A 13,256-nucleotide genomic window follows, 5' to 3' on the forward strand; every position below is an offset into this window, starting at 1 on the left:
ATATACAACATGTATTTATGCAAAAGTATTTTATAGAAAATAGGGCTATTTCTCGATTACGAAGTAGCATTTTTTCTGAATATATGGCGGGAGGTAGACATAGATGGGAGAGGTTATTGTAGTAACTTCAGGCAAAGGCGGTGTAGGAAAAACTACAACGACAGCTAATATTGGTACCGGATTAGCGCTTCAGGGTAAGAAGGTTGTTTTGATTGATACAGATATAGGGCTTAGAAATTTGGATGTTGTAATGGGGTTGGAAAACAGAATTGTATATGATCTTGTTGATGTAGTTGAAGGTACTTGCAGAATTAAGCAAGCTTTAATAAAGGACAAGCGATATGAAGGACTTCATTTGCTTCCAGCAGCGCAGACAAGAGATAAGTCTGCTGTGACTCCAGAGCAGATGGTAAAACTGACAGATGACTTAAAGCAGGAATTTGACTTTATACTAGTAGACTGTCCAGCTGGTATCGAACAGGGTTTCAAAAATGCGATTGCCGGAGCTAGCAGGGCGATAGTTGTTACTACGCCTGAGGTTTCAGCAGTAAGGGATGCTGACAGAATAATAGGATTACTCGAAGCTAATGAACTGAAAAACCCTAAGTTGCTTATAAACAGGGTAAGGCCTGATATGGTAAAACGCGGGGATATGATGACAATTGACGATATAATTGACATACTTGCTATTGACTTAATTGGAGTTGTTCCGGATGATGAAAAGATCATTGTTTCTACTAATAGGGGTGAACCAGCGGTAACAGATACTAAATCTCTTGCAGGAGAAGCATATAGAAGTATAACCAGAAGAATACTAGGTGAAAATATTCCTATACTTAACCTTGAATCGGACGAAGGCTTCATGTTTAAAATTAAAAAGTTGTTTGGTTTGAAAGCGAATTAATAAAGGAGGAGAATTATGTTGCTAGATTTATCGAAGATATTTGGCAAGTCTAAAAATTCTAAAGACTTTGCGAAGGAACGACTGAAGCTAGTACTAATCCATGACAGAGCAAATGTCTCTCCTCAGTTTTTGGAGATGGTTAAAGGAGAAATCATCAAGGTAATATCCAACTATATGGATATAGATGAAGATACACTTGACATACAGATGACCAGAACAAAAAGTGAAGAGGGCGACCGTATAGTACCTGCTTTGGTTGCAAATATACCTATTAGGAATGTAAAAAACAGCGGGAAGTAATAATGTTCTTGTTAACAAGTATTAGATTTTTCAATACTGGCGGTGTTTCATCAAATAACTAACTTAATTTGATTTTTTGAAACACCAATTGTATATTTTTTTGTGTACCTAATTTTAAACTACTGGATGGAGTTATAATGAATATTGCATTAATAGCACATGACAAAAAGAAGGAATTAATGGCATCGTTTTGTATAGCTTACAGGAGCATATTAAAAAATCACACTTTATTTGCTACTGGTACAACAGGGGCTATTATTATTGAGGCAACTGGATTAAACGTGCAAAAGCTTTCGCCAGGTTTGATGGGTGAGCAGCAGATTAGTGCCAGGGCCGCATATAATGAGCTTGACCTTGTGATTTTTTTCAGGGACCCTGTTACAGCTCAGTCTCATGAGCCTGATATAAGTTCTCTCTTGAGATCATGCGATATTAATAATATTCCATTTGCAACAAATATCGGCACTGCAGAGATGCTGATCAGGGGTCTTGATAGAGGAGATCTTGATTGGAGAGAGATTATCGGAAAACAATAAAAGAGTTTACCCCCCCCCTTGCAGGGGGTTTTTTAGTGTGTTCAAATATCTTTAGATATTTTTGTTAGTAGAATTAGTCAAGCGAATTTCTTAAAATCCAGTTAGATTCAAAACTCTCGAGATTTTTATTTTTCTTGGAACTTGTAATATTTCTTTTTTCTCTTAAATATAATCTTAATATAAAGCTGTTTAATTTATCTTTTCCCTTAAAGTTACTTTAGCTATAGATAAAGAACACTAAAGTTAAATCTATATAGCGCTTAAACGTTATCTATTTTAGATGAAAACATTCTTTAAATTTAGTTTTAGAGGTTTCTATCTATAAATTTAATTGTGCTATATATGTGTAATTTGAGCTAATGTGTTAGCGAAGGTTATACAGAGGAAGGACAGGTTGAGGTGCACCAATAATTTCATAAGTGATTTGAGATACAGATTAAGGAAAAAGAGGTGTTTTACAAGTGGAGGATATAGTTTATAGACCAAGGTACTCGAGACAATTAACAGGGCAGACCAGAAGAAAAGCAAGAAAAAATAAAAAGGATAAGGATGGTTTTGCTCGTAGGCTGCTTGCAAAAACAATGCGACAGGTTTTGATCTGTGTAATTGTTCTTGCGGTTATAGCTGCAGTCGTAAATATAGATACTCCGCAAACTGACTTTTTGCAAAATAAAATAAAGGGGACTCTGGCATATAACATTGATTTGAAGGGCGTTTATAGTGGAATACAGAGTGTATTTAATAACCTTGCAAATGGAAAAGATGAAAGTGATGGTTTAGATGAAGGAGTATTAGGTGCAAAATCTTTCCCTGAAACTGAAAAACAGGAACAAGTGGATAAAGAGCTTGAGCCTGCAAGTGCGGTATATACAGAAGAAGGATCTTTAGTAGAAGGTATGGAGTATAACAATAGTGAAGATGGCCAGGAGAAGGCTGAAAACGAGGAAGTAGCTGAAAATCAGGTGGAATCGGAGAATACTGAAAGCGAACAGGTCTTTGGGGGCGCAGGATATTCCTTTATTATTCCCGTTGGAGGAATAATTGGGTCATTTTATGGGGAACGGATGCATCCTATAAAAAATACTATATTATTTCATAAGGGAATTGATATTGAAGCTCAAAGTGGGACTCCCATTAAAGCCGCATATGGTGGGGAAGTATTGGAAGCGGATAAGGAAGAAACGTATGGGAACTATGTGAAATTAAAGCATATAGACGGTTTAACGACATTATATGCGCATTGCTCTAAATTGCTTGTAAGTAAAGGTCAAAAGGTTAAGCAAGGTGATATTATTGCAGAAGTTGGAAGCACAGGAGCTGCAGAAGGTCCGCATTTGCACTTTGAGGTAAGAAAGGATAATACGGCGGTTAATCCTCTTGACTATATAACACTTTCGGTAAATTAACCTTACAAAAATTAATAAAAATGCCAATCAGTTGTTTATAATTATGGAAGGCGGTGAGGCTAAGGTATTTTAATACAAGTTACTGAAAAACCCTTTAAAGTAGAAGTTGATCCTTTATTTTTTGTTACAGTAATATTAATGATTACTTTTAATTATCATATTAAATATCTGCTGACTTTTATTGCTTTAATAATTCATGAGGCATCGCATATATTAGTTTCATTGGCTCAAGGTGGAAAGTTGGATTCTGTAAAGGTATTTCCTATAGGATTAAATGCTGTTTTTAAAGACGATTTTTATGGAGAGTCCAATAGATTTTTTATTAATATAAGCGGCCCGTTGACAAATTTACTGATATTTTTAGTGTGTTTTTCGATAAACACATATTATTTGCATAGATCAGATAATATGCGTTTTTTTATCTTAATAAATATATTCTTGGCGATATTTAATATGCTTCCGGTTTTACCTCTTGATGGAGGTAGGATATTTAGAGATATCCTTACTTCGAGAATAGGTTTGTTTAAAGCGTATAAGTACTCCAGGAGAGTGTCAAAAGGACTGGGATTATTCATTATTCTTATAGGTATAATTCAGTCATATGACAATATTTACAACTTTAGTTTGATCTTTTTGGGGATTTACATTTTTCATTTCTTAAAATATGAGGAGACGGAGGTATATTTTATGAATATCAAAAACCTTGTTTACAAACGTTCCAGATTTCTCAAGAAAGGAGTATACCCTGGCAGAGAACTGGTTGTAATTAAATCTATGCGTTTGGGGGATATTTTAAAAGATATGGACTTTGATAGATTTCATATAATATATGTACTTGATGAAGATATGAGGCTTGCAAAAGTTTTTACCGAGCAGGAGGTTATTGACAATCTGGCAAAGTTTGATGCCGAGATAAGCTTTGATGAGCTTATGAAGTCTCTGGCATAGTATACGAAAAAGTTGATCCCTATTAGTATGTTCATCTAAAAAGTTTGTTAGTTGAGCAAACTTTTTAGATGACATAGTAACTCATGAGGGTGCCTGTAACAGGTGCTAAAGATAGATTACAGAATATCGAAGCTGCATTTTAAAACTATGAGAAAAAGCAATGTTTAAACCTTAGTTTATAATAGCCCTGCATTTTGGAGTATTTCTTTACTTGACTTAGGTCTGTTCATTGTCAGCAGGTGTATCCCATCAACTCCGTTATCAATTAGATTGCGGATTTGTGAGCTGGCATACTCTATGCCGGCTTTTCTCATATCTTCATCATTATTACCGTATTTATCCATCAATAATACAAGTTTTGCAGGTATGGATGCTCCGCAAAGTGATGCAATGCGTTTAATCTGATCTGCTTTGAAGACCGGCATAATGCCTGGTGTTATAGGACAATTTATACCGATTGCAGCTGTTTTATCCAAAAAATCATAGAAATTTCTATTTTCAAAAAACAGTTGTGTCACTAAAAAGTCAACACCCGAGTCAACTTTCTGCTTAAGATAGACTAGGTCGTCCTTTAACCGAATACTGTTTATATGACCTTCAACATAAGCAGCTGCTGCTATACAAAAATCATTCTTGCTTCTTATATGGGATATTAGCTCATTTGCGTATTCGAAAACATTTTTACTAAAATCAAAATCCGGTTGACCTATTGGAGGGTCTCCGCGCAGGGCGAGTATATTTTCTAAATTATTTTCATGTAATGAGACAAGCAGTTTATCAATTTCTTCTTTAGAATGTCCTACACATGTAAGGTGTGCCATACTTTCAATAGAATACTCATTTTTAATCTTTGATGCTATTTCAATTGTTCTGTCTTTTGCGCTTCCACCTGCACCGTAAGTGACACTTATGTAGTCAGGTTTTAAAGCTTTAAACTGCTCTAATGCATCAAAAATAGACTCAATAGGAGTATCCAATTTTGGCGGAAAAATTTCAAAAGAAATTACTGGTTTTTTTGTTTTAAATAGTTCTACAATTTTCATTTTACCCTCCACAAAATAAAAAGATGCTTTAAATGTTATTATAACATAACAAAGGATACTGACAAGTTTAATTATATAATAATCAATGCTCTTACTTGCGTTTGGGCTTGTGGAGTCCTAAATTGTATATTATAATTAAATTAAAATATATCGTATTTCAACGTTTTTTTATTATCTTATTTGTTGTGGGGAGACCATCATGCAAAGTCTTATAGCAATATTTCCGTCTTTCATATCAAAGTATAATTCATCCCCTAAAAACGATGAAAAAGGCGAATAAATATATTGTAAAGTTTTGAAGGGAGGAATTTAGTGGTATGGGAATTGTGAAAAGTTTAAAGAGAATCGCCATAATGGCGGCAGCATTAGTAATTTTGTCTTCATATTGTATACCCGAAGGTTTTTTGTCAGACTTCTCTCCGGTTGTGAATGCGGAGGAAGCGGTAGGTAATGACGACTGGCTTCATGTTGAGGGTAATCAGATCGTCGATATGAGTGGAAAACCTGTTTGGCTGACTGGTGCAAATTGGTTTGGTTTTAACACCGGTACAAATGTTTTTGACGGTGTCTGGAGTTGTAACATGAAAAAGGCATTAATAGGAATGGCTGACAGAGGGATTAATTTCTTGAGGATACCTGTTTCAACAGAAATTTTAACTAAGTGGAAAAGCGGATCACCTCCGGCGCCAGGCAGTCTAAACGATTTTGTAAATCCTGAGCTAAAAGGCATGGATAGCTTGGAGCTTTTTGATTTTGCTTTGAATGTATGTAAGGAAGAAGGCATTAAAGTAATGCTTGATGTACATTGTCCACAATCACAGGCGATGGGGCATAATTATCCTGTTTGGTATGATGGGGCATATAATACTGAAGCATGGATGTCAGCTTTGGAATGGATGGCTGAAAGATATAAAAATGATGATACTATACTTGCGTTTGACCTTAAGAATGAACCTCATGGTAAACCAACAGATACAGTTATGGCAAAGTGGGATGATTCTAAAGATTTAAACAACTGGAAGTATGCTGCCCAAACTTGTGGAGAAAGAGTTCTTGCAATAAACCCAAACCTGCTTATTATGGTAGAAGGAATTGAAGCCTATCCTAAAGAAGGTAATGACTACACTGCAGTAGATGAGTGGGGAAAAGAAAGTCATTACTACTTCAACTGGTGGGGTGGAAACTTTAGAGGAGTAAAGGACAATCCTTTGGACTTAGGTGAGAATCAGGATCAGTTAGTATACTCACCACATGATTACGGCCCGATGGTATATAAGCAATCCTGGTTTTATGATGGGTTTACAAAGGAATCGGTGTATAATGACTGCTGGAAAGATAATTGGGCATATATATATGAAGATGGAATAGCACCTCTCTTGATTGGGGAATGGGGTGGATTTATGGATGGCGGAGACAATGAAAAATGGATGACAGCCATGAGGGATTACATAGTAGATAATAGAATTCACCATACATTCTGGTGCTACAATGCAAACTCAGGAGATACAGGTGGCCTTGTGTCTTATGACTTCATGACATGGGATGAAGAAAAATATGCATTGCTAAAACCTGCTTTATGGCAGTATGATGGAAAGTTTGTAAGCCTTGACCACAAAGTTGCGCTTGGTGCCAACGGAATATCGGTAAGTCAGGTTAATGGTGAAGTTATTCCAACACAAACAATACCTAAAGTGACACCTTCATCAACAACACCTACACCAACAAATATACTTCCTGAATTAACACCAACTACAACATTTAAATATGGTGATGTTAATTATGACGGATCTTTCAACTCAATTGACTTTGGAGTTTTTAGAATGGTATTACTAGGTATTACGCCTCAAAAAGAAATCGATATAGAAGCTGCTGATGTTGATGACAACGGACAGGTTAATGCTATAGATTTTGCATATATTAGACAACGTTTGCTTGGTATGATAGAAAGTTTTCCTGCTGAAAATAATTAAATAAAAAATTAAATACTTTTATGAGAGTCGTTTTTCGGCTCTTTTTTTATTGCTATTAAAATAACTGCCTTAAATAATACACTTTACTTGTCTGAGATTAAATGGTATAATATAACTATAAATAGAATTCTATAATATACCCTTAAGGGTGTATATTAAAAGCATGAATTACAAGAAGTCAATAATAAATTTCTTTTCTTATATCATTTCATCGGGAAATTTACTTTGGATTTACTATCTGTTTGTATCCGCAAAATATTTAAACATAGTGTTATTGAACATGATTAATTTCAGAATTAATTATGGAAAGTACACGATTCATAACTAAAGTGCTAATTATTAATATTTAATTAGCTATTAGTGTTATTTATTCACTATTAAAATTAAATATGCCAGTTTGGATTTATAGACTAAAAAAGAGGGAAAATGAGTCTGTTTCATGTGTTTTGAGTATTTATAAAATGCTTTTTTCTTATGTACAAATTTAGGTTAAAGGAGGAATGTTGTATGAGAGGTTTTATTAGGTATAGAAAGCTGATTTCTTTATTGGTGGCAGTTTTATTTATCATATCAACTCAGGTTTCAATAGTTTTGGCAGCAAGTGGGAATATTTTAATGGATTATACATTTGATGCATATAATGCTAATTTGCTTGATACGGGTACTGCTACCTATTCTATGTATGGTAATCCAGTGAATTTGGGGACATCTGGAAGGGAAATAGTAGTAGCTGTCGATACAACATACTCTATGAAATATGATTTTGATGAAAACTATGATTATACTACCTTTGCAGATTATGCAATTATAACTTTATCTGAAGACACATCTAAAGAAGTTTTTTCAATATCAGGAAGTGAATCTAAAGTATTTGGTAAAATTCATTCAAACAGTGATATTGATGTGTTTGGTTATAATGTAGGTTTGTATGATAAGAGTTCCACATATTCTGAAACAACAAATCCAACTGGGACTCTTATTAACGGTACTGCAGAGGCATCAGGCTCAACAATACAATGGCCTGTAAGTACTACTAATCCTATAAATAAGGTTACAGGCGCAGCTAAAATAAAGATACTTAATTTTTGTGAGGCTGTAAAAGCTGATCCAAACACAGTAACATACAGTGGTAATAAAGTATTTGATGGCGCTAGTGTTACTTTTAATGCGCCTATTTATGTTGATGGTAATCTGACAATAGCAACTTCAAATATAACATCAAATGGAGTTATAGCTGCAAAAGGCGACATAACTTTGAATACAACCAATTGTTTAATTAATGGACCCCTTTGCTTGTATTCAGGGACTGGAAATATTTCGCTGTCTGCAGATATAGCTACCTTTAATGGAATAGTAATTGCCCCTAATGGTAAAGTTAACTTTTCAGCTTCTCAACCGATTATTCATGGTAGAGTAATAGCAAAAGAAATTGGTTTCTATATGTATAAATTGACAGTTGACTCACGGGGAACAGATAGTTATTTGCTTCCTTTCTTAAAATATGTAGAATATGAAACTCGTTTATATAAGGAAAAAACGGCTGTTAAAAGTTTTATTGACAGTTTTTCTAGTGATGATAGGACAAAAGTCGGAGTTGTAAGTTATGCGGAGAAGGCGAAAATTGTAAGTGGCTTAACTTCTACATTAGATACTACAAATGTAAGTATAATGAAAGCCAATATTGATGCCCTGTCTCCAAGTAATGCGATTGTATCAAATGTTGATGGCTCTTACAAGAGTTCAAGACGTAATATCGGGGATGCAATGAGAAGAGCGTATTATATGTTGAAAAACTCTACAGATGCAGGTGCTTCAAAATATATAATTGTACTAACAGATGAAATATCCAATTCGTGGACTTGGGATAGTATTACTTCTAATCCTGTTTATAAAGTGAGTGATGGTGATTCTCCTCATGAAGCTTGGGATGATATTAGTGGTGCAGAGGGATATGCTAAAAATATAGGTGATTATATTCTAGGTAAGTATAAGCCATTTTTTATTACACTTCCTGGAGTGACTTTATCGTCTAACAAAACAAGTGCGCAATCGCAGTTGACAAATATAGCAAGTGCGGCAGGAGCAAGTTCTATAGCTGGAGGAAGCTTATTTTATAGTACTTCAACGGAAACAGATGTTGCAAGTGCCTTTAATGGAATTAAGGCTTGTATACCTGAGGCGCTAGAGTATCCAAATGAACTTCCGTTCCAGTCGGTGAGTTTTTCACAGGTTTTTCCGCAAGGTGTGAAGGTATTATCTGCACAATATTCGGGGAGCAACCTAGCAATTTCAAAAACTGGTGAACAGTACTCTGTATCAGGAAATTTAGGTGGATTTAAACTGGTCAAAAACTCAACTACAGGTCTATACCAGCTATCAACAGTACCGAATATTATCGTTAAATTCAGATATACCTCCTTATCAGGAAGCGGAGGAGTTTGGACAAATGGCGTTTTGAATTCCAGCATAACATTTCAAGGAGGAAAGTTAAACTACATAGACTACTTGGGAAATACTGGTTTAGCTATTGCTCCTGATTATACTATTGGTCTGAAATTCTTTGCAGATATTAACTAAATCGAAATTTAATATCACAAGCTAGTTGCAAGTAGAGCAGCTAGCTTTTTTGATTAGCCTCTTGGAGTGAAATGAAAGAGGAAAAAACTTAGGACTCGATGTTCTGGAGTTCGATTTGAGAAATTTGCAAAGCTAATATTGTATTAAATTGGTTGAGAGTAATTATTCATTATACAATACACTTTACAGCACTTTTTCGAAGTACTATAATATACTTGGGTGATGTTATTTGCAAATACTTGCAATTAAGACTCCGTCAAGGACGGCAATGATAGATATTACTTCAAAAATACAGGAAGCAGTAAGTAAAAGTGGTGTAAAATCAGGCATTTGTCATATATTTGTTCCTCACACTACAGCAGGTCTGACAATCAACGAAAATGCAGACCCTGATGTTGTAGATGATATTCTAAAAGAGATTAATAAAATAGTGCCGTTTGGCGATGGATACAAGCACTGCGAGGGGAATTCTGCAGCGCATATCAAAGCCAGCATGTTTGGATTCTCCCTACAGATTATAATTGAAGAAGCAGAACTGATGCTTGGAAGATGGCAGGGGATATATTTTTGTGAGTTTGATGGACCTCGCAACAGAGAAATTTATATCAAAGTATGTTGTGGATAGAGGTATATGCTGTTCTAAGGGTACATGTTATATATGCCGATAATAGGAGGAACTTTGATGGAACTTATAAATCCCGGAGATGTTATATCTGTCCGCCACTATTCCGGAGTAAATCCATTCAGAAGTATTGTAATTGGAACAAGTGAAGATATTTTGAAGATTAAGCTTACTAAGGATTTTGCAATATTGAATTTTTGTGTAGGCGATCCTGTGGTAATTGGGGTTGAATCACAAGCTAGGCTCCAGGTTCTAGGATGCAAGATTTTAAATATAAATGCTAAAGAAGGAACAATTGAAGTAGTTATGGACAAGATTGACTCCGAGGCGGATCAGAGAAGACATGAACGCTTTCCTGTATCTCTTTATGCAGATATTCGTGTTAAGCATGAAAAAAAGAAGTGTTTAGCTACAATTAAAGATATTAGCTACTATGGGATGCTTATTTATTGTAAGGCTGAATTTTCACTGGGAGATCAGCTAGAGGTTGATGTTTACATGGAAAAGAATATGTTATTTTTGAAATGTGAGATTATGAGGAAGGTTTCAAGTTCTGTGTATAATAAGTATGGACTTAGAATAATGTATGAAGATGTAAATTCCATGAATTTTATGAAGGAGTATTTGAAGAGACTGAAAGAGGATCAAGAGGATTCTATAAAAAAGCAAAAAGAGTAGAAAGTTTTATTAAAGAAGTATATGTATGTAATAATAGCAGGAATTTGATTTGAGTGAAATGCATTCCTAAAATTTGGATTGACATCTGCTAAATAATTATGGTATATTTGTATAAATTAAATAATAAGATTTGTATTATTTATCTTCAGGGACAGGTGAGAATCCTTACCGGCGGTAGGCAGCTACAAGACTGCAAGCCCGCGAGCCGTTATGGCAGATCCGGTCAAATTCCGGAGCCGACAGTATATCGTGTTTAGTTAATTAATAAATACGAAAAGTCTGGATGAAAGAAGATGAATTATTATTCGTTGTTTGAATGGTAATGTATCCCTGGAAGAGTTAATCCAGGGTTTTTTTAATTTTCTTTTAGTTAGGGATGCTGAAAAATTTTAAGGTGAATGGTGATATAGTTGAATAAAAATGATTACTATATGAGCAGAGCAATTGAACTTGCTAAAAAGGGATGGGGCAGAACAAATCCGAACCCTTTAGTAGGTGCAGTAATAGTAAAGGATGAAAGAATAATTGCAGAGGGTTTTCATGAAGTTATAGGCGGCGCCCATGCTGAGGTTTCTGCATTCAAAAACGCTGTTGAGGATGTGGCAGGTGGAACGCTTTACGTTAATCTTGAACCATGTTCGCATTACGGAAGGACTCCACCCTGTGCTAAAGCAATAATTGAAGCTAAAATTAAAAAAGTTGTAGTAGCGATGATTGATCCTAATCCCAAAGTATCGGGAAGAGGGGTCCAAATGCTCAGGGATGCAGGTATAGAGGTGGAAGTAGGAGTCCTTGAGGACGAAGCCAAAAAACTTAATGAGATATTCATTAATTATGTTGTAAATAAGAAGCCTTTTGTAATATTAAAAACTGCAATGACCATAGATGGAAAGATAGCATCAGTGTCGGGGGATTCAAAGTGGGTAACCTCAGAAGCTTCGAGAGGATATGTACATATTATCAGAGATAGGGTTGCTTCTATAATGGTTGGAATAAATACAATAGTAAAAGATAACCCTATGCTTACTACGAGGCTTAATGATAAAGTTGGAACTGATCCTATAAGGATAGTTGTGGACAGTAAAGGAATTATTCCAGAAGATAGCAGGGTTTTGAATTCGGACTCAAAAGCAGTAGTTGTTTTGGCAACCACATCTAATATACTTAAAGAAAAGGAAATGTACCTTATTGATAAGGGTGTAAAAATAATTAAAGCTGATGGTGCAGATGGACGTGTAGATCTTGTAAAATTAACAGAAGAGCTGTATAAACTTGAGATAGACAGCATACTTTTAGAAGGTGGCGGAAATCTGAATGCTGCAGCTTTGGAAGCAGGTATAGTTGATAAGGCTATGTTTTTTATTGCTCCGAAAATATTAGGTGGAAAAGAAGCTGTTACACCTGTTGAAGGAAGAGGTATAAATTTAATGAGTGATGCAGTAAAACTTAAAGATGTTTCTGTTTCAAGGTATGGGGAAGATATACTTGTTGAAGGTTATACAGAAATGTTGAAAATATAAGTTCCACTACTATCTCATATATTTTTTAGAGAAGTGATTTTGTGTAAATCCAAGGAGCGAATTATGTTTACAGGTATAGTTGAAGAAATTGGAAAGATTAGAGGAATAGTTCACGGCAGCAAGTCTATCAAGCTTGCAATACAATGTGATAAAATAATGGATGATGTTAAGTTGGGTGACAGCATTGCTGTGAACGGAATATGCCTTACTGTGACGGAGAAGGGCAGTGATCAATTTACTGCAGACGTAATGCCGGAGACAATGAGGAAAACCGGATTAGAAAACCTTAAAGTTGGAAATAGTGTTAACCTTGAGCGTGCTTTAAGGCTGGTTGATCGGCTGGGAGGCCATATAGTTACCGGGCATATTGACGGAACAGGAGTTTTAGTTGATAGGGCAGCAGAGGATAATGCGATCTGGCTTACTATTGAGGCTAACCCTCATATTTTAAAATACATTATCATGAAAGGTTCTGTTGCATTAGATGGTACCAGTTTGACTATTGCTTACATAGATGACAGGTGTTTTAAGGTTTCACTCATACCTTTTACGGCCGGGGTGACAACTTTAGGTTCTAAAGAAGTGGGAAGTAAGATAAATATTGAGTGTGATATGCTTGGAAAGTATATTGAAAAACTAATTTTTAACAATATTCCGGAGGAAAATAGCAAACCGAACGCTTTATCACTTGATTTTCTCAGAGAAAACGGATTCGCTTGATTTGATAAGAAAAAACAAATAAAACAGGGAAC

The 13,256-nt window shown here is 35.2% G+C and carries 12 protein-coding genes and 1 riboswitch; of the genes, 11 read left to right on the forward strand and 1 reads right to left on the reverse strand.

The genetic code is table 11. From position 1 onward, the window contains the following. Positions 1-103: 103 nt before the first annotated feature. The 5 genes from minD to ACECE_RS0222865 all read left to right on the forward strand — a co-directional run bounded on the left by minD (position 104) and on the right by ACECE_RS0222865 (position 4,094). Complete coding sequence (gene minD, locus ACECE_RS0222845) at positions 104-904, forward strand: septum site-determining protein MinD (RefSeq protein ID WP_010251451.1); 801 nt, start codon at positions 104-106, stop codon at positions 902-904. A gap of 15 nt (positions 905-919) precedes the next feature. Beyond that, positions 920-1,204, forward strand: a complete 285-nt coding sequence (gene minE / locus ACECE_RS0222850) for a cell division topological specificity factor MinE (protein WP_010251453.1) — start codon at positions 920-922, stop codon at positions 1,202-1,204. A 137-nt stretch (positions 1,205-1,341) separates the two neighbouring features. Continuing rightward, on the forward strand, positions 1,342-1,740 hold the full coding sequence (mgsA, locus tag ACECE_RS0222855) for a methylglyoxal synthase (protein ID WP_010251455.1): 399 nt from the start codon (positions 1,342-1,344) through the stop codon (positions 1,738-1,740). Between the two features lie 461 nt (positions 1,741-2,201). Next, positions 2,202-3,146, forward strand: coding sequence for a M23 family metallopeptidase (locus ACECE_RS0222860; protein WP_010251456.1), 945 nt, complete (start codon positions 2,202-2,204; stop codon positions 3,144-3,146). 72 nt (positions 3,147-3,218) lie between these two features. After that, positions 3,219-4,094, forward strand: coding sequence for a M50 family metallopeptidase (locus ACECE_RS0222865; RefSeq protein WP_268871034.1), 876 nt, complete (start codon positions 3,219-3,221; stop codon positions 4,092-4,094). Positions 4,095-4,270: 176 nt separating this feature from the next. Here the strand turns inward: ACECE_RS0222865 and metF are convergent, their stop codons facing one another. Next, positions 4,271-5,137 (reverse strand): methylenetetrahydrofolate reductase [NAD(P)H], encoded by an 867-nt coding sequence (gene metF / locus ACECE_RS0222870; protein WP_010251458.1) that lies wholly within the window; start codon positions 5,135-5,137, stop codon positions 4,271-4,273. Positions 5,138-5,454: 317 nt separating this feature from the next. Between metF and ACECE_RS0222875 the strand changes: the two genes are divergently transcribed. The 6 genes from ACECE_RS0222875 (at position 5,455) to ACECE_RS0222900 (ending at position 13,224) form a co-directional block, all read left to right on the forward strand. Then, entirely contained in the window at positions 5,455-7,107 is a 1,653-nt protein-coding gene (locus tag ACECE_RS0222875) for a cellulase family glycosylhydrolase (RefSeq protein WP_010251459.1), read from the forward strand. Positions 7,108-7,614: 507 nt separating this feature from the next. Continuing rightward, positions 7,615-9,684, forward strand: coding sequence for a vWA domain-containing protein (locus tag ACECE_RS0222880; protein ID WP_010251460.1), 2,070 nt, complete (start codon positions 7,615-7,617; stop codon positions 9,682-9,684). Between the two features lie 229 nt (positions 9,685-9,913). Then, positions 9,914-10,309 (forward strand): secondary thiamine-phosphate synthase enzyme YjbQ, encoded by a 396-nt coding sequence (locus ACECE_RS0222885; protein ID WP_010251461.1) that lies wholly within the window; start codon positions 9,914-9,916, stop codon positions 10,307-10,309. A gap of 57 nt (positions 10,310-10,366) precedes the next feature. Next, positions 10,367-10,984: a PilZ domain-containing protein gene (locus ACECE_RS0222890; RefSeq protein WP_010251462.1), complete on the forward strand. Its 618-nt coding sequence runs from the start codon at positions 10,367-10,369 to the stop codon at positions 10,982-10,984. A 137-nt stretch (positions 10,985-11,121) separates the two neighbouring features. Beyond that, positions 11,122-11,283: riboswitch (FMN riboswitch) on the forward strand. A 111-nt stretch (positions 11,284-11,394) separates the two neighbouring features. Next, positions 11,395-12,504 carry a bifunctional diaminohydroxyphosphoribosylaminopyrimidine deaminase/5-amino-6-(5-phosphoribosylamino)uracil reductase RibD gene (gene ribD / locus ACECE_RS0222895; protein ID WP_010251463.1) on the forward strand — a complete coding sequence of 370 codons (1,110 nt, stop codon included), beginning with the start codon at positions 11,395-11,397 and terminating at the stop codon, positions 12,502-12,504. 63 nt (positions 12,505-12,567) lie between these two features. Beyond that, entirely contained in the window at positions 12,568-13,224 is a 657-nt protein-coding gene (locus tag ACECE_RS0222900; RefSeq protein WP_010251465.1) for a riboflavin synthase, read from the forward strand. Positions 13,225-13,256 lie beyond the last annotated feature (32 nt).

Origin of the sequence: Acetivibrio cellulolyticus CD2 (assembly GCF_000179595.2) — a bacterium.
Lineage (GTDB): Bacteria > Bacillota > Clostridia > Acetivibrionales > Acetivibrionaceae > Acetivibrio > Acetivibrio cellulolyticus.